Origin of the sequence: Pseudonocardia sp. Ae717_Ps2 (genome assembly GCF_001932475.1) — a bacterium.
Taxonomy (GTDB): Bacteria; Actinomycetota; Actinomycetes; order Mycobacteriales; family Pseudonocardiaceae; genus Pseudonocardia.
The window spans coordinates 4281134-4305380 of the sequence record NZ_MCIS01000001.1 but is presented as its reverse complement, the minus strand read 5'-3'; the positions used below and the strand labels follow the sequence as shown (position 1 = coordinate 4305380).

22 protein-coding genes and 1 pseudogene are annotated in these 24247 nt (G+C 64.0%); 4 read left to right on the top strand and 19 right to left on the bottom strand.

Annotated elements, in window-relative coordinates; translation table 11 throughout:
- Positions 1-38: 38 nt before the first annotated feature.
- From Ae717Ps2_RS35340 to Ae717Ps2_RS40460, 5 genes and pseudogenes are all read right to left on the bottom strand, one after another.
- Positions 39-2915: a toll/interleukin-1 receptor domain-containing protein gene (locus Ae717Ps2_RS35340; protein WP_158071520.1), complete on the bottom strand. Its 2877-nt coding sequence runs from the start codon at positions 2913-2915 to the stop codon at positions 39-41.
- Positions 2912-3835 carry a DUF4231 domain-containing protein gene (locus tag Ae717Ps2_RS19790; RefSeq protein WP_075333720.1) on the bottom strand — a complete coding sequence of 308 codons (924 nt, stop codon included), beginning with the start codon at positions 3833-3835 and terminating at the stop codon, positions 2912-2914. Before Ae717Ps2_RS19790 ends, Ae717Ps2_RS35340 begins: the two co-directional genes overlap by 4 nt.
- Before the next feature lie 838 nt (positions 3836-4673).
- Positions 4674-5534, bottom strand: coding sequence for an alpha/beta fold hydrolase (locus tag Ae717Ps2_RS19785; RefSeq protein ID WP_075334328.1), 861 nt, complete (start codon positions 5532-5534; stop codon positions 4674-4676).
- Between the two features lie 768 nt (positions 5535-6302).
- Complete coding sequence (locus Ae717Ps2_RS38365) at positions 6303-6500, bottom strand: phenylacetaldoxime dehydratase family protein (RefSeq protein ID WP_255407972.1); 198 nt, start codon at positions 6498-6500, stop codon at positions 6303-6305.
- A gap of 94 nt (positions 6501-6594) precedes the next feature.
- Positions 6595-6783, bottom strand: a pseudogene (locus Ae717Ps2_RS40460) (phenylacetaldoxime dehydratase family protein); the annotation flags it as partial.
- Between the two features lie 419 nt (positions 6784-7202).
- Between Ae717Ps2_RS40460 and Ae717Ps2_RS19775 the strand changes: the two are divergent.
- From Ae717Ps2_RS19775 to Ae717Ps2_RS19765, 3 genes are all read left to right on the top strand, one after another.
- Complete coding sequence (locus Ae717Ps2_RS19775; RefSeq protein ID WP_075333719.1) at positions 7203-7553, top strand: hypothetical protein; 351 nt, start codon at positions 7203-7205, stop codon at positions 7551-7553.
- 80 nt (positions 7554-7633) lie between these two features.
- Positions 7634-8155, top strand: a complete 522-nt coding sequence (locus tag Ae717Ps2_RS19770) for a helix-turn-helix domain-containing protein (protein ID WP_158071519.1) — start codon at positions 7634-7636, stop codon at positions 8153-8155.
- A 199-nt stretch (positions 8156-8354) separates the two neighbouring features.
- Entirely contained in the window at positions 8355-9800 is a 1446-nt protein-coding gene (locus Ae717Ps2_RS19765) for an aldehyde dehydrogenase (protein ID WP_075333717.1), read from the top strand.
- 47 nt (positions 9801-9847) lie between these two features.
- Here Ae717Ps2_RS19765 and Ae717Ps2_RS19760 read toward each other — a convergent pair whose 3' ends face one another.
- Entirely contained in the window at positions 9848-10135 is a 288-nt protein-coding gene (locus Ae717Ps2_RS19760; protein WP_075333716.1) for a hypothetical protein, read from the bottom strand.
- Between Ae717Ps2_RS19760 and Ae717Ps2_RS39230 the strand changes: the two genes are divergently transcribed.
- The gene (locus tag Ae717Ps2_RS39230; RefSeq protein ID WP_369804847.1) at positions 10096-10575 is read left to right on the top strand and encodes a molybdopterin-binding protein; all 480 of its coding nucleotides are present in this window, start codon (positions 10096-10098) and stop codon (positions 10573-10575) included. The two genes, Ae717Ps2_RS19760 and Ae717Ps2_RS39230, sit on opposite strands and share 40 nt — an antisense overlap.
- A 25-nt stretch (positions 10576-10600) precedes the next feature.
- On the opposite strand, the gene Ae717Ps2_RS19750 is transcribed toward Ae717Ps2_RS39230, so the two are convergent.
- From Ae717Ps2_RS19750 to Ae717Ps2_RS19690, 13 genes are all read right to left on the bottom strand, one after another.
- Entirely contained in the window at positions 10601-11452 is an 852-nt protein-coding gene (locus Ae717Ps2_RS19750; protein WP_083702437.1) for an ABC transporter ATP-binding protein, read from the bottom strand.
- 3 nt (positions 11453-11455) lie between these two features.
- Positions 11456-12694 (bottom strand): MFS transporter, encoded by a 1239-nt coding sequence (locus Ae717Ps2_RS19745; protein WP_075333715.1) that lies wholly within the window; start codon positions 12692-12694, stop codon positions 11456-11458.
- Positions 12691-13554, bottom strand: a complete 864-nt coding sequence (locus Ae717Ps2_RS19740) for a FadR/GntR family transcriptional regulator (RefSeq protein ID WP_083702436.1) — start codon at positions 13552-13554, stop codon at positions 12691-12693. The genes Ae717Ps2_RS19745 and Ae717Ps2_RS19740 overlap by 4 nt, the downstream gene beginning before the upstream one ends.
- The gene (locus tag Ae717Ps2_RS19735; protein ID WP_043283090.1) at positions 13551-14291 is read right to left on the bottom strand and encodes an SDR family NAD(P)-dependent oxidoreductase; all 741 of its coding nucleotides are present in this window, start codon (positions 14289-14291) and stop codon (positions 13551-13553) included. The genes Ae717Ps2_RS19740 and Ae717Ps2_RS19735 overlap by 4 nt, the downstream gene beginning before the upstream one ends.
- Positions 14292-14299: 8 nt before the next feature.
- Positions 14300-15643: an MFS transporter gene (locus Ae717Ps2_RS19730; RefSeq protein WP_075333713.1), complete on the bottom strand. Its 1344-nt coding sequence runs from the start codon at positions 15641-15643 to the stop codon at positions 14300-14302.
- 32 nt (positions 15644-15675) lie between these two features.
- Positions 15676-15912, bottom strand: a complete 237-nt coding sequence (locus Ae717Ps2_RS19725) for a lipoyl domain-containing protein (RefSeq protein WP_083702434.1) — start codon at positions 15910-15912, stop codon at positions 15676-15678.
- Positions 15909-16898 carry an alpha-ketoacid dehydrogenase subunit beta gene (locus Ae717Ps2_RS19720; protein WP_075333711.1) on the bottom strand — a complete coding sequence of 330 codons (990 nt, stop codon included), beginning with the start codon at positions 16896-16898 and terminating at the stop codon, positions 15909-15911. Before Ae717Ps2_RS19720 ends, Ae717Ps2_RS19725 begins: the two co-directional genes overlap by 4 nt.
- A complete protein-coding gene (locus Ae717Ps2_RS19715) occupies positions 16895-17947 on the bottom strand; it encodes a thiamine pyrophosphate-dependent dehydrogenase E1 component subunit alpha (RefSeq protein WP_075333710.1) in 1053 nt (350 codons plus the stop codon). The genes Ae717Ps2_RS19720 and Ae717Ps2_RS19715 overlap by 4 nt, the downstream gene beginning before the upstream one ends.
- A 93-nt stretch (positions 17948-18040) precedes the next feature.
- Positions 18041-19096 carry a methyltransferase gene (locus Ae717Ps2_RS19710; protein ID WP_083702433.1) on the bottom strand — a complete coding sequence of 352 codons (1056 nt, stop codon included), beginning with the start codon at positions 19094-19096 and terminating at the stop codon, positions 18041-18043.
- Positions 19093-19359: a phosphopantetheine-binding protein gene (locus Ae717Ps2_RS19705; RefSeq protein ID WP_075333708.1), complete on the bottom strand. Its 267-nt coding sequence runs from the start codon at positions 19357-19359 to the stop codon at positions 19093-19095. The genes Ae717Ps2_RS19710 and Ae717Ps2_RS19705 overlap by 4 nt, the downstream gene beginning before the upstream one ends.
- 38 nt (positions 19360-19397) lie before the next feature.
- Positions 19398-21713, bottom strand: a complete 2316-nt coding sequence (locus Ae717Ps2_RS19700) for a nitronate monooxygenase (protein ID WP_075333707.1) — start codon at positions 21711-21713, stop codon at positions 19398-19400.
- A gap of 50 nt (positions 21714-21763) precedes the next feature.
- Positions 21764-22498 (bottom strand): hypothetical protein, encoded by a 735-nt coding sequence (locus Ae717Ps2_RS19695; protein ID WP_198932214.1) that lies wholly within the window; start codon positions 22496-22498, stop codon positions 21764-21766.
- Positions 22499-22747: 249 nt separating this feature from the next.
- A complete protein-coding gene (locus Ae717Ps2_RS19690; protein ID WP_075334325.1) occupies positions 22748-23620 on the bottom strand; it encodes a diiron oxygenase in 873 nt (290 codons plus the stop codon).
- Between the last annotated feature and the right edge of the window lie 627 nt (positions 23621-24247).

The window sequence follows — 24247 nt, the reverse complement described above, 5'->3', positions numbered from 1 at the left end:
TGATTTGTAGGCAGCTCGAGGATACGACCGCTTGAGAACTAGTTTGGGCATGTCTTCTCCCAGGCGAGTCCAGGAATGGCAGCTGCCCACTCGGTGTGGCTAAGCCCACCAGCTGAAGCGGCGCACGAAGCTGACACGACGTTTCGGCGATCCTGGCCGATTACGCCGATATCCCACAGTGCGATCCTATCAATTGTTGCTGCAGCTAGGATATTGCTGTCGGGGGAAATCGATATAGAGCGTATGGAACTGGACAAAACTCTTGAGGGAGCGGGAAAGGGGACGACTGGGCGTGAGAGGTCGGCGACGTCCCATAAGCTTAAGCTGCCTGCCGTTCCGCCCGCTGCGAGGACCAAGTTGTCTGGAGCGAAAGCTAAAGCCGTAACTTCCGTGGTTGGAAGCGGCAGTCCTATGCGCTGCGGCTCGCGGGGGTCCGCGATATTCCAAAGGAAGATCTTACCGTTGCTTCCGCCATATGCCAGTGTGAGACCGTCCTGTGAAATGGCTACTGCGTCAATAGGTCCGACATGGCCAACGAGCGGTTCAGATGCCTGAGGATCACCCGGAACTCGGATATCCCAGACTATGACGGTTCCAACTCCATCAGCGCCAGGAGGTGCCAATCCAGGACCTTTATAGCTGGCTCCACTGCTGGCCCCGACGAGGGTATTGGCAGCGAGATCATAAGAAAGTGCATTAACAGTTCCAGCGTATCCTGTCAGTGGCGAGCCAATCTGAACTGGATTATCCAGATCGGCAATATTCCAAAGCTCCACGGTTCCGTTCCCGTTTCCCACTGCCATTGCGGCACCATCTGGGCTTACGGCAAGCGCGGTGATGCCTACTGTTTGAAGGGGTGGCGTGATTCCTCGACGCGTCAGACGTCCAGTAGTATCTCGTTGATACAGTACGATGCCCATTTTAGCGGCCGCCACCACGGCTCCATTGGCGGAGATCGCAGAAACTCCTGCGCCCTCAACAGTGGGTTGGAACGTGCCGGGACGAGGATTTGCGGTATCTGAGATATCGATGGATTGCATGCCCGATACGCCTGCAACGACTAAGGTTTGGTTGTTTGGGACCGAAAGATAGTCAGTTGGATCGCCCTTAAGGAGTGGGCTTACAAGCTGGGGGCGTCTCGACTCCTCAAGGCGCCATAACACGATATCCCCGTTCTCGCCGTTAACAGCGTAGACCGAGCCACGTGGATCAACTGAAAGCGAGTTGGCGCCGGATGAGCCTTTGATCGCAGGTTGCCTTGTACGCGCTACCTCGCGACCGTCCGTCAGATCTGACACCACTGTTGTCCCTGATCTCCGGCTGGCCACGATGATGTTAGCGGTTGGAGCGAAAGCGATACCAACAACGGATTCGGTTCCATCCTCGCTACGCTCCCCATATGATCGTGTAGCTCCATCTCGAAGATCGAAAGTCGAGACTGATCCGGTCGAGTTGCCAACTGCAAGTTGGAACGCGTCTGGCGAGAATGCGAGAGCTGTCGTAGTCTCGCCAGACGCTACAGGAATCGATCTGACGAGCGGCAGTCCTTGGGCTGTCTGACGCAGTTGCACTTGGGATCCGCCATCGCTAACCGCGATGGTCCTGCCATCCGGGGAAAGCGCCATAGATTCGACACCCTTTTCAAAGACTTGAACGGTCTCGTGTTGCCAAGATTTGCCGTCGCTACGAACACCCCACAGCGAAACCTTACCGTTGGAGAGCGAGCACAAGAGGGTCTTCCCGTCCGGGGTGAAGGCAAGATCGGTGATCAGGTCTCCGTTCTCAAGTTGTCCGTCCAGGATGGGACGGGGTTCGGCAAGATTTGTCACGTCCCAGATGACAACGGCGCCGCCGTTATCTCCAGTCGCGAGCAGAGTACCGGTGGCGGAGAAAGCGGTTGCGGTCAGAACAGCATTCTGGGAACTGACCGGTGACCCGGCTGCTCGAGGCTCGCGAATATCGGAAGTATCCCACAGCATCAGACTTCCATCTGCATTTGCAGCCGCTAGCGCTTTCCCGTCAGGCGAGAAAGCGGAGGAGAGAATGTCATCGTCTGCCGATTCGAGGGTTCCAAAGTAGCGGGTACCTCGAAAAAGTCGGTCGAGGCCGGCTTCGTTCTCAGCGTCAGAACTCATATGATAGGCAGCTTCGGCCAGGCGAAGTGACAATCTGGGATCGTCTGTAATTGCGCCTTCGGCTCTGTTGAGCAGCAGCCGACCAATCGCTACACGCTGCTGATGAACTGCGTCGTCTCGCTGGACGACTGCTATCGCTGTTGCTGCCAGGGAGATAACAAGGAGTACGGAGAGAAGAGCTATGGTGACCGAGCGGAGGATTTGCCAACGCCTCCTATTCTGGACATGTTCGCCAATTAGTGCATCTTTAGAAACGCCATCGAGGTTTGCGGCGACGGCGGCGAGAACGGCGTTCCATTGTGGGTCGGCGGGATCGATTTGACGCTTCGGAATGGGTGGCAAGAAGATGACGTTCGGTTCGGCATTCATACTCTGAAGCAGGACGGCCGGCAACGCGTCGGTTGAGATCTTTCCCTCAGCGTCAAACTCTAGATCGCCTTTTGAGTGCAGGATGATTATCGTGCTTATTGACCGATTGTCCAACCACCAGGTGACTTCTCTCTGCACCCATCTGGATTCGGCAGACTCAGGAGATGCTATCAGTATCAGTCGATCAGAATCGGTCAGAGCTTCTTCCAGGGATCGCCAGAGATCGTCGGATGCAGAGAGGTCGCCACTATCGAGGTAGATTCTCCTGCGCCGTCGTCGATGCCAAGTGGCAGGGAATTGCTCTAGGGCTGACTCGATTAGAGGCCCGGTCCGCTTGTCACTGCGGTGACTATATGAGATGAAAGCAGCGTACTGCCGTGCAGCTGGGCTGCTGGACTGATCGTTTTTCACCGCTCGTCCTCTAGGTCGCGTTCGAGAGATCGGTTGGAAAGGACCCCATTCTTTGCGGTCCACATTGTATGCTCACGAGAAATCGCCTCTTCGGCGTCGTTTACGAACTGGGTCCATTCCGCATCGGGGATGGTCGAAATGGCATCCTTAATGATGGTAAGTTCGCGTGCAGTGACTGTGTAGGCTATTGCCTGGCTACGGTGCTGATTCAGTTGGTTCCAGGCGACAGCGGAGGAGGCTACAGCAGCGAATACCCCCAATAGGTCTATGTCTATTAGTAGAAATTTAGTAACTGCCGCGCCGACTCCAAGGGCGCTAGCGAAGATAGCAGCTCGAATCCAGATTCTTGCCAGTCGGTTATGTTCGTGACTGCGCCTCGTGTACCACTTCAGTTGATTCTGAATACGGTCCCGTCGATATACTTCTCGCTTTGTTGCCAAGTCGGCTTCTCTGAGGTTTCGAATAGCATCGGTGAGTTCTCGATCTCCCAGGGTTGGTAATGGAAGTACTGTTTCGTCAAGCTGGTGAAGAGCCCGTCGGACTCGATTAAGGAATCGATTCTCCGCCTGTGCGTCGACCAGTGTTGATGGAAACGGATCCGCGCACATCGCGAACTTCCAACTCAGTGTTCGGACTGTTTCTGCTGCGGCCCTACCCTGATACCAGTGCTTCTCGGGTGATCTTTGAAAGCGTCGCAGTGATGCGCCTAATGCCAGAAGAAACGCCAAGCCTGAGATGACCGCGAGCAGATCAAATCGGCCGTCACCGACGCGAAATGTCGTAATCCCTGTAATTGAGGCTACGATGACTGATATCAGTTCGACTCGTACAAGTTTCCTGGTCGATTGCTGCCCGCTGCCAGAAAGAGTGTCTGCTGCATGATAAACGGCTCCGAGATCGTGGTCGGTGAGGTGTGTCATCTATACCTTCTGGCTCATTCTGGTTTGCGGCATTGCGCACAGGGCGGAGTTTTCTGCGCTCTGAACTCGTCGATCACCGTCGCGGGCCACGTGCAAGTCATTGTGTCGAGTCAATTCCCGTACTTCCCAGCCGCGGCAACTGGTCTTTCCTGCGGATGATAAGTGCTGCTCATTGCTGGGGCCATCGTCGCGCGGCTAGGTCGCCCCTTCTTGTCTGGGTCTGCTATACGACAATAGGTGACGACCCGTCGGATTCACGTAGGACGGCTGTACGATCTGGTCCTGAGCTAGTCGCGACGTGACTACTCGACGAGACGGCGATCCAGTTGCTTGCGTGGCGTTGGCAAGACCATGGTGCTAAGGCTGGCGTTCGTCAGCACTTCCCTCCACGGTGCGTGCCGGTTGGTGGTAGTACCCACCAAGTCGCGGAGGGGTCTCCGATCGTTGCGTTCGGTCATCAGAGTTGATGACTGATGGGTCCTCCTTGACGTGCATCAGTCGTGGTGCGAACTGGCGTTGTGCAAGGGTGGCTCTTGTGGCATCTGCAGCTGACGGCGTTGCAGTCGTCGCAGGCCAGAGGCCGGGGTGGGGAGTTGCGGCTGCCTTCCAAACTGGCTACGCGGGTTCGATTCCCGTCGCCCGCTCATACGATCTTGACGGTCAGAACGGCGCTTGCTCCCGATCATGGGAGGAGCGCTGTTCGTACTTCGGCTGACCATCGGTCTTCGATGGTGCTACCGGACTCCTTGCCCACGCCCGCGCCCGACGAGGGCGGTCTCCTGATCTTTCGGACCCTGCCGTGTTTCGCGGTCTCAGACGGCTCCCACTACCTGCCCCCTCAGGGGCTTGCTTGCACGATGGCGCTGGCGAATGTGTCGGGCGCCTCGACCGGGACGAAGTGGCCGACCCCGTCCACGGGCTGCACGGTGACCTGCGCGAAGAACTCTCCGACGCGGTCGGACCAGGCGCCCGGGAACAGGGGGTCGTGCTCGGCCCACAGGAACGTCGTGGGAACCATGATCTTCTCGTCGGGGATCGTCTCGCCCAGGTAGCGCGCCACGACGTCTCCGGCCGCTCGGTAGTACCCGATCGAAGCAACGAACGCGCCGGCGGGGCCATACGCCGACGTCAGGTGCTCAAGCCGGGCGGTGTCCAGGATGAAGTCAGGGCCGGACCAGTGGGTCCAGAAGTACTCCAGATAGTCCGGGACAGCGTCCGGTTTCCCGTCGACGAGCTTCTCGGCCAGGTCGAGATGATGGAAGGACTGATACCAGAACTCGCGAAACGGACCTTCGCTGAGAATCCGTGACCCGACGCCTGGAGCTGGTGGCGTGATGACCATGGCGCTGAGCAGGTCGGGCCTGTCCTTCGCGAGCTGCTGACCGACCCTGCTGCCGATGTCGTAACCGCCCAGCACGACTGGGGAGAGCCCCAGCTCTTCGATCAGTCCCGCGATACTGCGGGCCTGGGCCACCAGGCTGTAGTACTCGCCGGGGTCACGGAGGTGCTTATCCGAGGCGCCGAAACCGCGCAGGTCCGGCACGACGACGTCGAACTCGTCCCCAAGCCTCTCGGCGACGGACGCCATGTCCGTCCGGTCCCCGGGCCAGCCATGAAGCAGGACCACCGGCGGCCGACCAACCGATCCCAGACGGTCGAAGCTCAGGGTGAACCCATCGACCGGGGCGCCCTTCGACACAGAGAACACGCTCCTTCCAGAACCCTTGCCCGCGACCCGAGCCGCGAGCCGCGAGCAGACGCACGCTCTCGCGCGTCGAGCGACCCAGCAGCATCGACGATCGCCTTCCGCGAACTCTAGTGGCTGGACGGACAACAACCGTCAAGGTCAGGCCAGTCCCTCACAACGGCAAGGCGGGCTCGTCACTCGGCACTACGAGCACCTCCGCCGCTGGAGCCAACTAGCACTGTCATCCCGGGGGCGATGCCAGATGCGTGCCAGAACAGACGCGTACTCGCGGCGACTCGCGGTTGCCGTCGGTCTGCTGGAGTCGGAGGCGCCCGGCGGGGGAGGGGCAGCACAGGAGGCGACGGAGATGCCCTCCGCCTCCGAACCGGCTACGCGGGGTCGATTTCCGTTGCCCCCTCGGGTGGTTCTGTCAGCGGAAACGGCCCACTCCCGATCTTGGGAGGGGCGCTGCTGTTGTTTCGGGCGATTGGCCGCCCTCGGAGGTGCGGTCGTCGGGTCTCCGCATCCGGCGGACGCTTTCTGCCGCGCTCGATCATGGTGCCCATCTCGTCGCCGCTGCGGCGGTGCTGCTCGCTCGTTGCGTGCCCATGGATGGTCGCTCGACGGCGCGAGCTCCCGACAGACCCGCAGGGCGCAGGCACGCGACATCGAGGACGTGGTGCGGGTCCGGTTGAACACTCTGCAGGCCTACCGTGTGCAAGCCCTGCCCTGGGAGCAGCCGCCGGGTGCGCGTGGTGCGCACCCGGCGACCGGGAAGGTTCAGGTGCTGGTCGGAACCGCAGCGTCGCGCAACAGGCCTGTCGCCGGGTGGCAGTTGATGTACTCGTAGTACTGGTCGCCGGCGTCGAAGACCGAGACCTCGTGGTAGAGCCGGAGCTTCTCGAGCTGTTCGACGACACGGAAGAAGGTCACGAAGATCCGCAGGTGCGTAGGGTGCGACTCGGCCCAGCGCTCCAGCAGGTCGAGTGAGCCCTACGACACGGGTGTCTGCGGAGAGGCGTTCGTCGGAGTTCCACCAGTCGGCGACATCGGGGCCGGACAGCCAGCGTTCGTAAGTCGCCGGGTCCCGCCAGTATCCGACGGCGATCAGGTTCACGTGGTCCTGCGCGTCGGTGTGCTCGGTGGTGTCGTACTCGCCGGGGCCGTCCGGGAGCGCGAACTGTCCGACGATGTGCCGCAACGTGCTCAGCGCCTCGGCGCGGTGGTCGTCGCCGTGGTACTGGACGCCGAAGTAGCCCATCACCACCTGGGTGAGATCACTACCGGCGCGGGCGACGAACATCGGGAACGGCGGCTGGTATTCGTCGGCGACCCGTCGGGACAGCGTCCGCGGACACTGCAGGTGGGTGTCGATGGCTGATTCCATGGCGTGCTCCTGGTCGTCCTGTGGTTCCCGCCCAGGTGGCGGTCGGCGGAAGTCAAGAACAGCTACCTGCGCGAGTCAACGAGTACTGACAGATTGACGCGACTGACCCGGGCTGCCGTTAGAATCCCGCAGATGCGGTTCTCAGTGCATATGCCAGGCGCAATAGCGGCATCGTGGTCATGCACTGGCCGACGTGTGGACGCCGGGGCGCGGCGCGCACTGTGTTGTCACGGTCAAGGCCGTGCGACTTCTGTGGAGGGGCTGCCCGGTCGGTATTCCGGGGAGGTGACCGGATGAGCGTGGTGGAGTTCGACACTGCGACGGTCCCCGAGAGTGAGAGACTCGCGCGCTGGTCGTCCTCTGTCTGTGCCCAGCTCGGGAGCCTCGACGTGCTCCCCCGGGGAGGGCGGACGGTCTTCGGGAAGATCGTCGCGGCGAGCATCGGGGTCAGTCGCGTGTCCCGGCTCGCGTCAGGGCCCCATCGCTTCATCAGGGCGCAGCGCCATATCGAGTCTGCGACTGAGACCGATCTGCACGCCGCGCTGATCCGGCGGGGGCGCTCGGTAGCGGTACAGGGCGGTCGCGAGGTCGTGCTGGGTGCCGGGGACATCGTCGTTCTGGATGGGGGAGCTCGTTCACGCTGACCGCCTTCGAGTCCTTCGATTACACGATCTGCACGCAGCCGATCGGCATGGCTCGGGTGCGCCGGGCTCAGGCAGTCCGGATGAGCGCGGTGCGGTTCGATGGCACCGGCGGGTTGGGAGCGGTGGTCGCCGGTCTACTCGGCTCGTTGCATGAGGTGGCCGCCGCGGAGCTGCCGGGTCCGGCTCTCGACGGGGTGCAGCGCACAGTCGGGAATCTGTTCGCGATCCTCGCGGGCGAAGCGGTAGGGCTGGTGTCCGAGTCGGTCCACGTCGAACGGGCGAGAGCGGTCATCGACGCGCGGCTCTCCGATGTCGATCTCGGGCCCGGTCTCGTCGCGGCGCGGTGCGGGATCTCGCTGGGGCATCTGCACCGGCTCTTCGCCGAGACCGGAACGTCCGTCTCGGCCGTCATCCGGGAGCAGCGGCTGCAACGCTGCCGGGCCGAGCTCCGTGACGCGAGGTTCGCGCACCTGACGGTGGCCGAGGTGGGGGCTCGATGGGGGTTCCGGAACCCGGCGTGGTTCGGACGGGTGTTCCGGGCGCGATTCGGCCGCTCCGTTGCGCTGTCGGATGGAGGCGCGTGGGTCCGACCGGCCGGCTGACCTCGGATCCGGATCATCGACCTCGTCCGGGCGGGCTGCCTGCCCGGCCCCTGGGCACGTCCCTTCTTCTGTCAGGCGTGCTCGCGGATAGACGTCGGCAGTGGAGCGAACAAGTCCGCATCTGCGGATCGAAGGTCGACACGCGAACGAATCAGCGGCAGTGTGTTGTAGTGCATCGCAGCCTGACAAAGGAGTCGCAGTGAGCACTGTGTACGAGTCCCTGTACATCGGCGGGGAGTGGGTCGCCCCGTCGTCCTCCCGGATCATCGAGGTCGTCTCCGCCAGTACTGAGGAGGTCATCGGCCGGGTTCCCGAGGCAGTGGAGCGTGATGTCGACGCCGCCGTGGCGGCGGCCCGCTCGGCGTTCGACGATCCGTCTGGGTGGGCCGGCTGGGCGCCGGGAGACCGGGCTGCGGTGATGGAGCGCCTCGCCGACGAGCTCGACGCGCGCGCACCGGAGATGGCGCGCCGGGTGGCGTCTCAGAACGGGATGCCGATCTCCATCGCCACCCAGCTGGAGGGTGTGTTCCCGCAGGTTCTGCTGCGGTACTACGCCGGCCTGGCTCGCACCACCGAGCTCGACGAGGTCCGCGACGGACTCATGGGCGGGCGGATCCGGGTGACCCGGAGACCGATCGGGGTCGTCGCCGGGATCGTGCCGTGGAACTACCCGCAGACCCTCGCCGCATTCAAGCTCGGACCGGCGCTCGCGATGGGCTGCACCATCGTGCTCAAGCCGAGCCCCGAGACCGTCCTCGACGCCCAGCTGTTCGCCGAGGCCGCGGCGGCCGCCGGCCTTCCGGCAGGCGTCGTCAACATCGTGCAGGGCGGCCGGGACACCGGTCAGTACCTGATCGAGCACCCGCAGGTCGACAAGGTGGCCTTCACCGGGTCGACGGCGGCGGGTCGGACCGTGGCGGAGACGTGCGCACGGTTGCTGCGACCGGTCACCCTCGAGCTGGGTGGCAAGTCCGCGGCGATCGTCCTCGACGACGCCGATCTCGGGTCCAACCTGGAGAGCCTGTTCGGTGCGACGCTGCTGAACAACGGTCAGACCTGCTACCTGGGTACGCGCATCCTGGCTCCGTCGTCGCGCTATGCCGAGGTCGTCGACACGCTGACCGGGTTCGCGCGCAGCCTGCAGGTCGGCGATGCCCTCGACGAGCGGACCCAGATCGGCCCGGTCGCCTCGGCTCGGCAGCGGGACCGGATCGAGGGCTACATCGCCAAGGGCTCCGGTGAGGGCGCACGGATCACCACCGGCGGCGGACGCCCGGCAGGTCTCGACCGGGGCTGGTTCGTGGAGCCGACGGTGTTCGCCGACGTCGACAATCGGCACACGATTGCTCAGGAGGAGATCTTCGGCCCGGTGCTGTCGGTGATCTCCTACACCGACGTCGACGACGCGGTCCGGATCGCGAACGAGTCCGACTTCGGCCTCGGCGGCAGCGTGTGGACCGCGGACCCGGAACGGGGTGAGGCGGTCGCGGCCAGGGTGCAGACCGGGACGATCGGAATCAACGCCTACCTGCCGGATCCGGCTGCGCCGTTCGGTGGCGTCAAGCAGTCCGGGATGGGCCGTGAGCTCGGCCCTGAGGGGCTCGCCGCCTACCAGGCGCTGAAGTCCATCTACCTCGCGCCGTGAGTCCGCCGGCCGCCGCCCTGAGCGTTCGGGCGGCGGCCGGATGGGGGTCAGTCACTGGTCCGCACGACCCGTAGCTGGACCAGGTCGCTGACGTAGCGGCCGCCCTTCACATCCCCCGGCACGGCGAGTCGGGGCTGCGCCAGAGGTTTCCCGTCCTCGGTCAGGGCGACGAGCAGTCCGCGATTGCCGAAGTCGGGGGACGCCTCGCCATAGGAGACGAGCGCGCGGTAACCGTCCGCGCCGACCGCGAGCACCCCGAAGGACAGGAGGTCGTTCTTCGCATCGGTCGTGGCGAGTGCCTCCGGAGGGAGAAAGCCGGACCAGCGGGACGCCACTCAGGGTGTGCTCCTGCGGCCCCTTTCCGCTGCCGTATCGGACGTCGACCGTCGTCTGTGGCAGTGCGGCGAGGTCGCTGCGGGTCCAGGTCCGCGGCGCGCGGACATCCCCGGTCACGGCCACCTCGCCCGGGGTGGGGGCTGGGCTGGTGGAGGATGTCTCGGCGGCCGGGGACCCGAGACCGGGGGACCGGTCGGCGCGCAATCACATGGTCGGCCTCGTGACGTCGGTCGTCCGCGACCTGGTGATGGCGAGGGTCGAGATCCAGTGTGGGCCGCACCGGATCGTGTCGGTGATGAGTAGCGAAGCTGCCCGCGAGCTACGTCTCGAACAGGGGTCGTTGGCCGTCGCGATCATCAAGTCGACCGACGTCCTCGTCGAGATGCCCGTGGTCGGGCAGACCCAAGCTGTCGATCGTCGAGATCTGTCCACGACCTGAATGGCGGTTGAGGAACCGAACTCTCTCAGCTCGGACGTGCGATTCCGTTCGATGGCCCTGATCGAGGCACAAGCGCAGTCCAACGACTGTCGATCTCGGTCAAGCGGATTCTGCGATCCAGACATTCTCCTAGTGTCTCCTCGGTGAATGCTTCGTCGAACGGTCCCGACCGAGTTACTCTGCCATCTCGGAGAAGCAGGGCGTGCGACGATGTCCGGGGAATCTCTTCGACGTGATGGGTCACGAGAACGGTTGTGAGGGCCGGTTTGAGCGTAGGCAGCTGCTCGAGTGCATCGACGAGATCTTCGCGGGCCGGCATGTCGAGGCCTGCGAATGGCTCGTCGAGGATAAGCAGCGCAGGGTCGGCCATGAGGGCTCTGGCCAGTCGGACACGTGCTCGCTCACCTTGCGAGCAGGAGCGAATGGAACGTTCTCTCAGATAGTCGCAGCCCACGAACTTCAGCCAATAATGTGCGCGATCCCGGACGGCATCGTCGTAGTAGCTCCACAGGGGAAGGGTCGTGCCGGTATGTCCTGTCAGCGCGACAGTCTCTACTGTGCACCGTTCTTCGTCCGGTAGCCGTTGCTTGGTGGTCACGAGGCCGACGTGCTTGCGCAGCGACCGAAGGTCGACCCGTCCCATTCGATGTCCGAGCACGGTTGCGTGACCGCTGCTGGGGAACGTAGTTCCACTAGCCACTCGCATGATCGTCGTCTTGCCGGCACCGTTACGGCCGAAGACGACCCAATGCTGTCCGTACTCGGCTCTCCAATCGATGTCCTGCACGAGTGGCACCAGTTTGCGGCGGACCGTGACGCCGACCAGCTCGATCGCCGGTCCGTCGTATCTCGGGCCGATGTCGCCGGGCTTTCCCACTTCTCACTCCTTCGTGCCGTGGGTCGCCGGCGCCATGGGTTCCGGGCGTCCGACGCCGAACTGAATCACCGCGATCGAGCCGATCCCGAGCAGCGCTGCGATGAGGAACGCAGCTGGGAAGCCGAGCAACACCGCGACCATCCCGGCGATCGGACCGGCGATCATGATGCCGAGGTCCCAGAAGGAGATCATCACGCCGACGCTTGTTCCCAGGTTGAGCGACTTCGCGCGGTGCACTGTCATCGACACCGTCGCCGGGTACGTGAGCGCGACACCGGCCCCGACGATGGCCACTCCGAGGACGGAGAGGTTCGACGGCGGCAGCAACGCCAGAACCACCAGGCCGACGACCTCACTGGCCACTGCGATCTGCCCGATCCGCGCTCCGCCGAAACGATCTACCATCGGGCTGCCGACGGCCCGGACGATCAGGAAGACGACCGCGAATACGGCCAGTGCGTACCCGGCCGCTGACACGTCGGCCTCGCTCAGGAACAACACCACCATCGCCGCGATGGTTCCGTACCCGAAGCTCGACAAGCCGAACGCGATGCCGGGCGCGACTGCGGCGTGGGGGACGAGTGTTCGGAGATCAAGGAGCTGGCGCAGCGGACGACTGTGTGCAGGGCCTTCCTTGCTCTGGGCGCGTGTCGTCGACACCAAGACAGCGGACACGAGGCCGAGCACCGAGACCAGAAGCCAGACCACGGTGTAGCCCGCAGCCGGGACCGTGAGCGAGGCGACAAGAGGCCCGACCGCGAGGCCGCCCCACATCGAGAGGCCAAACCAACCCGCGACCCGACCACTTCGCTCCGGTGGAGTTCGTCGGAGCACCCACGGTAGCGCCGCGGAGAACAAGGCAGCCTCGCCGGCTCCCATGACGAGTCGAGCGACCAGGAGCAGGACGAGATTCGGCGCAAGCAAGTGCCCCAGGCCACCAGTGGCAGTCAGGACGCCACCGAGCATGACGACCGGCCGGGGGTCTCGTGTGTCGGCCAGTAGGCCTGCGATCGGCCGGACTGCTGCGGTTGCGAGAAAGGCTATTCCCACGGCCAGACCGCTACCGAATGTTCCAGCGCCCAGATCGTCGGTCACATAGCCGGGGATCGCCTGGATGGTCGCGCCGAGAGCGAGGTAACCGGCTAGTACTGCCAACCAGAGTCGCACCACGGGAGTCGCGGGCGCGACAGAATGCGAATTCGGCCGGCTCATGTCGTCCTTCCTGGTTCCGATGAGATTCACTCCGCGTATGGATGCTGGCCGATCTCGACGACCGCCTGGGCGAACTCGGCGAAATGGCTTTCTACTGCCTCCGTGGCGCGCTCCGGGTCGCCGCTGCTGATGGCGCTGAAGATCGCCGAGTGTAGTTCGACGATGAACGTCGGAGTCCGGTCGACGAGGCTGAGCTGCCTGGTTCTCGTTCGCATAGCATCTCGCCTTACCTTCGCCATGGCATGACCGAAGAACGCGAGTGCGGTGTTCGCTGACGAATCCATTAGTGCTCGGTGGAAGTAGGCGTCCGCTTCGGCCATGCGTGCCATGTCGCGGTCCGCGGCGGCCGACCGCATCAGGGCGATGGCTTCCGCCATCTCGGCAAGTGGAATCTCTGGGCGATGCCGAGCCGCATCGAGGGCGGCTTGACGCTCGAGCGCGACACGCACGGAGTGGAGTGAGCTCAGGTCGATCTGTGACGCGTCTATGGCCAGTTGCAGGCCGGTGGCGAGACCGTTCGGGTCGATTCGTTCGACGTAGGTGCCGGAGCCGACCCTCCGACGCAGCACTCCGAGGGCCTCGGCCTGCTGAAGGCGATCTCGCAGAGCTGTACGACTCACACCCAGCCTGGTGGCGAGCTCACGCTCTGGGGGAAGTCTGTCCCCGGGCTTCAGGCCCTTGATGATCGCCGACAGACCCTCGGCTATGGGGTCGACGTCGTCGTCGAGCTGCTCGGCATCTCGCGCAGGTTGCATGGCAGAGGTTCCCTTCCGACCGGTGACCCATCGCGCCCTGCCGCTGGGGGACCCCGGTACCGGTTGTTCGGCCGCCACCAGAAGGCCGGGCCGCAATGGTACGACCACTAGTCCGGTGACGGCCTGTCCGGTCATGCCATGACCATCCCCCCGTTGACGTCGAGCACGCTGCCGGTGACGTATCCGGCTTCTCGCGAGGCGAGGAAGCACACTGCTGCTCCAACCTCGTCCGCCCGTGCGAAACGACCCAGGGGAATGAGATCGACGAGGTCACGGCGCCGCCGTGGATCTTGCTGCGCGATGAAGTCCGTGTCGACGGGGCCAGGGGCGACTGCGTTGACCGTCGTCCCTCGCACAGCCAACTCTCGTGCTGAACTCTTGGTCAGTGCGATGAGTCCACCCTTCGACGTCGCGTAGGCCGACGTTCCGAAGACGCCACCCCCTTGCTTGCCCGCGACGGACGCGACGTTGATGATCCGGCCGGGACGTCCGTCCAGAGCCTTCGCCGCGGCGCGCGTCGCCTCGAACGCCGCCGTCAGATTCACGTCCATGACGTGAGCCCAGTCGTCGGTCGAGACCTGCTCGAGAGGATCCGTGTTCAGGACAGCTGCATTGTTGACGAGGATTCCGAGTTCGTGAGGCTGTCCCAGCACGTCTGCGACCAGCGCGGCGAGTGCCTTCGTGTCCCGGACGTCGACCTCGAAGGCTTCGGCCCCGTCACCGATCTCGTGTGCGGCCTGCTTCACGGTGGTCGAGTCGATGTCTGCGAGGACAACTCGACAGCCTTGTAGCGTCAGCCCTGCTGCCGCCGAGAGACCGATGCCTCGCGCGGCGCCGGTGACGAGCGCGACTGCTCCGGTGAGATCGAACATCCTCTTTCTCATCTTGTGGCCTCCGACTCGCCAACGGTGTCGGACGACACGAGGCCGTCCGGGAAATCGTCCTCTTTGGTTTCGGGCAGGCCGAGCAAGGCGAACAGGCAGATGAGCGCAATCGCGACAAGATAGGCCGATACCGGCCATGATGTGCCCGTGGTCGCCAGTAGATCTGTTGCCACGAGCGGGCTGATCCCGCCGCCGACGATGCCGGCTGCGCTATAGGCGAGTGATGAACCGGAGTAGCGGAAACGAACCCTGAACAGCTCGGGTAGGAACGCGCCCATCGGTCCGTAGAGCATGGCGAAGCAGAGCAGTCCACCCACCAGGGCGATCGTGATCAGGGGGCCGGATGTGGTGTCGATCAGCCAGAACATGGGGAATGCCCAGACGGCCGCAGCGACCGCGGCCACTATGCATACCCGTCGTCGCCCCAGTCGATCGGACGCCACGGCGAAGTACAGCGTGGCTACTCCCATCACCGCGGCCGCGACCAGCGCCGACAGCAGCATCGATGTCCTCGATACCCCGAGCACGGAGGTGCCGTACGACAAGCAGAACGTCGTGACCGTATAGAACAACGTGTGCGCCAGGATGAACGACAGTGTTGCGAGTACAAGGACCTTCGGTTGAAACCTGAGCAGATCGAGTAGCGGAACCTTCGAACGCTCCTGCTTCTCCATCGCGGCCTCGAAGACCGGAGTCTCTGCGACCTTGATCCGGATGTAGTAGCCAACGGCGAGGAGTACCGCCGAGGCCAGGAATGGGATACGCCATCCGTAGCTCAAGAACGCCTCGGCGCTCATCGTGGAATTCAGTATGAGGAAGAAGAGATTCCCGATGATGAACCCTACCGCCGGTCCCAGCTGGGGGAAGGCTGAGTAGAGACCACGCTTTCCCTCCGGGGCATGTTCGGTGGCCATCAGCACCGCGCCTCCCCACTCGCCGCCCAAACCGACCCCTTGCAGGAAGCGGACGACGACCAGAGTGATCGGTGCCCACACACCCCATACCTCGAACGTGGGGACGAACCCGACGGCGACCGTCGAGCCACCCATGATCAGAAGTGATGCGATCAGCATGGATTTGCGGCCGAGTCGATCGCCCCAGTGCCCGAAGAGCAGGGCGCCGAGGGGGCGCGCGACGAATCCGACCGCGAAGGTCGCGAGGGCGGCGAGCGTACCAGCTGTACTGGAGAAGCTCGGGAAGAACAGCCGTCCGAACACGAGGGCTGCGGCAGTCCCATAGATGTAGAAGTCGTAGAACTCGATCGCCGTCCCGATGAAGCTCGCGACGATGATTCGCCGGCGTTGCGACGACGTATGAGTGGTGGGCTGGTCGACCTGCATGACGGTCTCCGTTGAACGTCGATGGGCGGGCGTCAGTTGAGGCGGGCCAACACGGTGCCGACCGGGAGCTCGGCCTCGTCGTCAGCCGGCCGCAGAATCGTGATGACTCCGTCGGCAGGTGCGACGAGTTCGTGCTCGACCTTGTCCGTCGAGATCTCGGCGACAGGGTCGTCCTGCGCGACCGTCGCACCCTCCTGGACCAGCCACCCGGTCAGGATTCCGGTCTCCATCGTGAGGCCGAGCTGCGGCATGACGATATCCGTGCTCATCCCGCCACCTCCCGGGCCGCAGCGACCACGTCCGCGACCTGGGGGATCACGGCTCGCTCCAGACTCGCGGCAAACGGAACCGGAAGATCCGGATTCGCCACTCGCCTAGGCGGTGCATCTAGCAGGCCGTGACAGTCTTCGGCCACCGTCGCCACGATCTCGGCGCCCAGACCACAGGTGCGGACGGCCTCGTGGACGACCAGAAGTCTCCCGGTGTTCTCGACCGACTCCAGGACACACTGGCGGTCCCAGGGTGCAAGTGTGCGGAGATCGAGCACCTCGGCCTCGACCGGGCGATCTCCTCCGGCAAGCTCGTCCGCGGCGGACAGACAGGTGTGGAGAGACTTCGACCAGGTCACGATCGTCAGATCCCGGCCCGGTCGAACGACACGAGCTCGTCCCAGGGTGGCTACGCCGTCCTCGTGCTCGTCCGCCGCAACCGCTTCCCCCTTCATGGAGTACAGAGCCTTGTGTTCCAGGTACAGCACGGGGTCGTCGCATCGAATCGCTGCCTTCAGCAACGATCTCGCATCCGCCGGGGTGGCGGGTGCGACCACACGCCATCCCGGAGTGTGGACGAACCATGCCTCGAGGCTCTGAGAATGCTGCGCGGCCGCGGAGCGGACGGCACCCTCCGGCGCGCGGACGACGATGGGCACGTTCGCCTGCCCACCGAACATGTAGCTGAGCTTCGCCGCCTGATTGGTCAGCTCGTCCATGGCACATGTGACGAAGTCGCTGAAGTGCATGTCCACGACCGGACGCTGTCCGGTGAGGGCTGCTCCGATCGCAGAGCTGATCAGCGCAGCTTCGCTGATCGGGAAGTCTCGGACCCGGTGTGCCCCGAACTCTTCGCTGAGCCCCTTGAACTGGCCGAAGATGCCGCCCTGCTTGGCGATGTCCTCACCCATGAGGAAGACCCCGGCGTCGCGCTCCATCTCCTCCCGCATGGCAGCGAGCGTCGCTTTCGCGTAGCTGGTCCTCACGAGGCACCTGCCATCCGCGACGACGTCACCCGTTCTCCAGGACCCTGCCGCGGGCCTGTCGACGACTCATGGAAGAGGAAACGAGCGGCCGATCCAGGGTCCGGCTCAGGCGCCTTTCTGGCCGCTGTGACAGTGCTCTCGATCTCGGCCGCTGCTTCGGCGTCGATCTGCTCTCGCTCGCCGGGCCGCCACGTCCCGTTCTCGGACAGAACTGCGGCGGCCAGCTCCAACGGATCTTTGTCCTTCCACCGCGCGACTTCGGAGGGGTTGTAGTACTTGGCTGGGTCGCCGACGTAGTGCCCACGCCACCTATGTACGTGCGCCTGGATGAGGGTGGGACCTGCTCCTGCACGCGCGCGCTGGACGGCTTTGCGCGCGGCGGCGTGAACGTCGAACACATCGTTGCCGTCGACATCGACCGCGTTCATGCCTAGAGCTCGGGCGCGCTGTGAGACATCAGGTTGAGCCAGGGCCTCGGTGTTGCGCGTGGTTGATGCCCACCCGTTGTTCTCGCAGACGAAAACGACAGGAAGTTCCCACAATTGAGCTAGATTCAGACTTTCGGCGAACGGTCCTCGCCCGGTCGCGCCGTCACCGAAGAACGTAGCGGCGACGCGACCGTTGCTCGTCATCGCGGAAGTCAGCGCTGCTCCGACGGCGATCCCGATTCCGCCCGCCACGATGGCGTTGGCCCCCAGCATGCCGACGCTGAAATCTGCGATGTGCATTGAGCCACCGCGGCCTGCGCACACTCCGGTGGTACGCCCGAACAGCTCCGCCATCATGGCGCCGGTGTCGGCCCCCTTGGCCAGTGTGTGGCCGTGACCACGGTGGGTGGTCGTGAGGTAGTCCTCCACCGAGAGCGCGGCGCACACGCCGGCGGCAACGGCCTCCTGGCCGATCGACACATGGATGAAGCCGGGGAGCTCTCCCGCGAGGAACAACTTCTCTGCCGTGAGTTCGAATGCTCGTATCCGACTCATGGTCGTGTACAGCTCGACATCCAGCGCTTGTGGAGACAAGAGGTGTCCCTTCTTCGTGATGGGCATGCGACGGCTCCGATCGGAGATGACGTGTGAAGGCCGTCTCCGGGATCGCCGGCCGGCCTGAGGAGCGATAAGCGGGGTCGGGCGAGCGTGACGTCAGACGGGACAGACGGCGATGGTGGTGCCGCTGTCCCGGACGGTGCTGATGCGGGCCGCTTTCAGCTCAGCTGCGGAGAGAAGGTTGTGCAGCCGTTCCTCGGTCATGCCCGCACCACCCGACCAGAGGACGAATGCGGACACCCCCTGGAGGGCGGGGAAGAGCTTCGGGCGCTGTCCCCCACTGAGATGGGTGTGTACGACGACATGCCCGCCCGGGCGGGTGACACGGCGACTCTCCCGCAGCATGGCCACGGCGTTGTCGTCGTCCTCCTGATGCAGGACGTTGGAGAGCAGCACCGTCCCGTATCGCCGGTCTCCGTACGAACCCCGGTAGTCGCCGGCCACTGCCGACAACCTGTCGGCGACCCCTTCGTGACGCGCGATCTCGTCACACAACGGGACGACATCGGGGTGGTCGAGAACGGTGCCCGTGGCATCGGGCGCGGCCAACAAGGCAGCGATCGCGTACGTCCCGGCGCCGCCACCGACGTCGAGCAAGGTGTCCTGAGCTCCAGGCGCGGGGAAGGCGTCGCGGACGGCGTCGATGACTGCGTTGCTCGAGAGCCGCGCGAACTCGTGCATTCCGATGATGAAGTCGCGTACGTACGCCGGATCTGTCTCGAGACGGGCCGAGCCGCCACCGCCCTCCGCTGACTTGAGCGTCGTCGACAGCGAAGACCAGGGCTCTCTCCAACGATCCATGACGGCGAACCAGTGTCGCAGCGATGTCGGCGACCCTGGGTCGAGAAAGGGTTCGACCGCGGGAGCGAGGGCCCAGCCTGTCCCTGCAGGTGCTACAAGCCCCATCGCCTGCGCCGCGCGCAGCAAGGCCAGGGTTCCCTCCGGATGCAGACCACATTCGTGCGCCAGCTGCTCACCGGAGGAGGTTCCGTCCAGTCGATCGACAAGGCCCGAGGACAGGAGCTCAAACAGAGCACCGGACTGCCAGTACCCGAAAGCTTGTTGAGTTAGCTTCGACGACGCTGCCCGGGTGAGCAGGTCGGATCCCGAGGCGGCTTCTCGGTGCACAGCTTGCCGCTCGACGGCCGTCACGCCGACGCTCCGACGTCGTTGGTGAAGAATGTTCGCGCGATAGCATCCAAGGAGCGGAAATCGTTGACGGTCAACCGTGATACGTCGACCTCGTGCCCGATCGCGTCCTCGATGATGGCGAGCACCTCGACGAACTGTAAGGAGTCGATGAGCCTGCTCTCGATCAGGTCCTCGCCTGGATCCACAGTGGTGAGCTCAGGATTGTTGTCCAGAATGAGTGCGATGATCGCGGCCTCAGCTTCCGGAAAGGCATGGGTGGCCATTTAGTTTCTCCGTGTCATTGCGGTCAGCGGGATGTGATTCACGCAGTTGGCGTCGGACGGATCGGCTCGATCGCCCTCGGGACAAATCCTTTCAGCATGTCTTGCACCGTGTCGACACTGAAAGCGCCGGGTGGATACCAGGCGCCGATCTCCATCGAGTCTCCGTGATCCGTGCAGATGACATGGAGCGTCTCCATACCCATGCCATCGAAGTTGATCTCCGTCTCGGAGCGATACCACAGTCGAGCTCTGGCTCCTGGCTCCGGAAGCGTCGCGGACGCGATGTCCAGATACTGGAAGGCAATAACCGGGCCGAGGTCGCCGGCCAGGTAGCGCTGAAGCGAGGGTGAGGAAGGCAGGAGATCGACGAGGTTGTGCTTCGCGGCGAGGCCTCGGAAGAGGACGGACCCGATATCCTGAACGACGGACTCGACGGTCGCCTCGGGGTGGATCGGCCGGGGAGGGGCGATGACGATCCCGTCGGCAAACGTCCCGACCAGGGATCGCAGGGTTCGTCCGACCCGGCGGGTTCGGACAGTCATGACCGCCGGGCACGCCGAGTTGCTGCGCGATGCCAACTCCGTCAGGAAGCCGGAGAGCAACACGGTGTACGACGTCGCGCCCAACCGGGCTCTGCAGCGGTGGAACGCTTCGTACTCGGCAGAACTCAACCAGATCGACACCAGGTCGGCGGGCTGATCTCGGGGTACGTCGGTCCGGCCGACGTCGATCGGCTGAGCGCCGCGGAGCACCTTCTCCACGGCCTCGACGGCGGAGTCTGGTGGTGGTTGGCCGCAGGCGGCTTGTTCACGATCGACCATGTCTCGTATGCCGCCCGCCGGTGGAGTCGGATCGGTGCTGTCGCCTCGAAGCGCCTGGTCGAGGGTGCGGACGAGGAGGAGACGAGAGAGTGCGTCCATCACGAGGTGGTGCGCCGCGAGTACCAGGATCGCGCCGCCCCGCGCTGGTGTGATGCTGCCTCTGACGGGGAGGTTCTCGCGTGGATCCAGGTTCCCAATGCGTATGTCGTCCAGCTCACGGCGGATGATCACATGCGCCGGATCCCCCGAAGGCGGGCGCAGAACAACCACGTCGCGGGAACTGACCGAAGTCGGCATCTGCAGCCAGATTGTTCCGTCCGCGGATGTGTCGGGCCCCGGGATAAGGCGTGTCGTCAATCCAGGGTGGATGCGGAGCACCTCGTCGAACGCGTCCAGGATCTTCTCTGATTCGACAGGAGCCGTGACCTCGATACAACAGGAGACCACCCGTTTGGAGATGTACGGATCGAGAAGAAGTGTCCGCTGGGCCGACGACAGGGGGAAGGGCGTTGCCAGGTGAGTAGGGTCGTCCGGATCTGAGAAGGCTGTGGCGGTGGACATCGTTTCCTTGAATGTTGAACCGCTGACGGAGCGAGGAGCGCCGAACTCGGGTTGCATGGCGGACACGAGACTTTCGACGATGTGACGTGCCGGTCGAGACCTCGAAACTTCGTCGACTCCGACGCCGGAATAGAGAGCCATCTGTTCGACCGCGCCTTCCGTCGTGCGAAGCGGCACGTTCGCCGAGCCACGCACGATGGGGGCCCTCCGGCCGCGAGCATCGCGGTCCACCGCGATGAAGCTGCTGTCGCTTCGTTTGCCAGACCCGTCGGTATCGACTACGAGAACTCTGTGACGACGGCCAGGCCAACCGTGGTCGAACCGGTCGGTGATGACCGTGTCGGCGTGGGTGGCGGCGACCAGGAGTTGCTTGTAACGCGGGTGGGCCAACGACTCGTCTGCGACGACGAAGGCTGTGCCTACCTGTACGCCCCACGCGCCGCTGTCCATCGCAGCGACCAACGAACGACGGTCGGCGATACCTCCTGCAGCGAGAACGGGAAGATCGGAACGCCGAGAGGCGATGACAGCCAGCAGTTCGAGCAACGGGGATTCTCCGAGCAGGTGCCCGCCGGCCTCGCTCCCTTGGACGACCACGGCATCGGCGTCAACATCGAGCAGTTCGTCCACTGTGCCCAGCTGTACGAGGAGCACATGGCGATGGCAGCGCACCGACGTGGCGAGCTCTTCCGGCGGAACGCCGTAGATGTTCACGACGATAGGACGGTCGGCGACATCCAGCACCGCATCGAGCTGCTGCATGAGCAACCGACGACCTGCGACTTCAGGTATGAGGTTGACGCCGAAGGTTGCCGTGGTCCGCGCCTGCACGGCGTGCACGGTGGAGCGGCAGGCTTCGGGGGGCAGACGGTACAGGCCGACCGTTCCCAGCGCCCCGGCGTTGCTGACGGCGGCCGCCAGCTCAACGCCGGCAACGCCACCCATCCCCGCCTGCACCAGCGGGGCCTGCACTCCGAGACCTGCTGCAGCGGAATGCCAGCGCGCCTGGGCAGATGCAGTCGTCATGTGCTGCTGGCCGGCAGTGCCGCGCCGGCGGAGCCGTGCTTCTGCGACAACGCATGAACCCACCGCTCGAGTCCGAACGCAAGGCAGACCGAGTGAGCCGGCTCGCCGCCGATCGTGATACCGAGGCGCTCCCCGAAGAAGTTCCGGTGCCGATTGACGGAGGCGATGGCCGTTCCGTCATCGGCGAGGAACTCGAACTTGACCGGGTCCAGCGCTGTCAGCAGGGCTCGTGAGCTCTTCAGGTAGAAGGGATCGTTCGCGGGCTCGAAGCCGAGTTCCAATCCGTGGTGCGTCGCCATCGAGTGGACCGCCTCGATGGCCCATGTTCGGAATGTTTCGACGTCCTCCCGGGTGCCGATGGCAATGATCTCGCGCATGTGGAACGACATCAGGCGGGCGAGCCCTCGGTAAGTGTCCTCGTTTCGGAAGCAGCGTCCGACGGCTGTGAACGCGGCGCGCTGATGTAAGTCGGTACCCTGAAGTGAGCCGAAAACGCCATAGCAGGTTGCGCTCGGCAGCAGTCCGGTTCCGGGAACCAGGATATCGCTGCCGATCGTGCTCGGATCAGCACCGTTCGCCAGAAGCTCACGAAAATCTGTCGCATACGTTGCCGGATGCAAGGCCAGCTGTGGGAAGTTCTGGAAGAAATCGATTTGCTGCAAGAACCCTGTCGCCAGCAGCCCTGGGCCGATCACCGGGACGGCTTCCTGTCGCGCGGCGAGTTCGCTCACCTCGGAGTCAACGTAGTTGAAGAGTGTGGTCTGGGCGGGATCGAGTACGGCACATCCGACAGGAGTGATAGCCGGATCCGTGGTCGCGGACTGTGTCATCAGTATGTCTCCAACGTCCGGGTCGCGGACGGCAAGTTGCCGGTCGGCTTGCTTGGGAGCGCACGGGCCTGTTCCAGAGGAGGCGGGTTCTCCGCCGACTCATGGCCGTCAGCGTGTGGGGGAGGGGGCAGCGAGGCGAGGGGCGGAGGCTCAGGCAGCGGCCATCGCGTCGATACGATGGAAGAACGAGGTAGTGCGCCTGGACATGGCCTGGTTCGCAGCTGCGCGAGCGGGGTCGTTCATGACCTCTCGGCGGAACGCCGTAGGATTGGTGACGCCTGCGTCCCGGTAAACGGCCGGGCTGTAGAGGCCGGCGATGGAGCTGTCGAGGAAGCGGCGCGTGTAGGTGCGGCAGAATTCACGCTCATCGTCGGTGCCGTCGTCGCAGACCTTTTGGAAAGCCAGGGTCACAAGTTGACGACCGAAGGCGATGTGCCGGGACTCGTCCTCATGGTGGATCTTGTTCAGGTCCCGGATTGTGGGGTGGAGGCGGTCATCGGAGCCCATGCGGCTGTTGAAGTAGTCGACGATCTCCTCGAAGATCAGGATTCGGCTGAAGACGATGAAGTTCTGCACCAGCGGTGACCCGGGATCCGTGCCGAAGCTCATGGATCGGTCCGGGTAGATCTTGCCGAGGTAGCGCAGGCAGAACTCGGCGAAGAACCACATGTGCTCGTTCTCTTCGCCGACGAAGTGGTGGAAGAATTTCGTCGGGATCTCGAAGCCCGTGGTGTGGATCCGGCGAACTACCTCGATCAGTAGTTCACGGATCCCGTGCACATTGAGGCTGTAGAAGTGGCCACTTTCCCACTTCGAGATCTCTTGCAAGGTCTTTTCGTCCAGCTCGCGGGCTGCCGACGTGCCGTGAACTGTCATCAGCTCAGGGCTCATCCAGTAGCCATCCACGTCCAACCTGTCCGGCCAGGCGAACCGCTTGTAGGGGTTGTAGTAGTCAGCTTCCGCAGCAGCGCTCAGGCGATCCACGACTGACTGCAGCTGGTCTTCGTGAGTCTTGGTGGGCACGACGTCGGGCTCCTCCCAGACGGGCGCTCGGGACGTGTGCGCCACCGAGGTCCCGCCCATTGGTGCTACCGGTTTGGTAGTACCGATGCACGATAGTGTGACGGCTTGCGTGATGCAAGACACGTACGAGATCGACTCTGGGCAAGATGTTGGCGCAGGTGCGGTGCGCAGACTGCTGTTCAGTCGCAGATGCGTCTTTGATTCAGACCTCTTGACAAGAGCGATCGGCAGGAGGTGGCTGGCGATGAGGTGCTCCCGCCTGGTGTGCCGGGCATCCCACTGGGGCAGCAGGGCAGCAGCTCCAGTACCGACGGCACCATGACCGAGGAGCGCGCCGGACGCGGGTTGTCCTCGGTGAAGGTGAAGGACGAAGTCCGCGAACTTCCTTCTGAACTGGCCACGCGGGTTCGATTCCCGGCGCCCGCTCAGGGGGTCCTAGCAGCGGAAACGGTGCCCACCCCTGATCATGGAAGGGCTGCCGTCCCGCGTTCGTACCAGGAGGTGGCATAGGCGGTTGTGGCGCCCACCGTTCGATCTTGGGAGTGATCTGTCTTCTAGCGCCCCGCCGATCGGTCGACACGAGCCGTCTGGACGAGACCGACCGTGCCGGACACAAAGCTGCGCCTC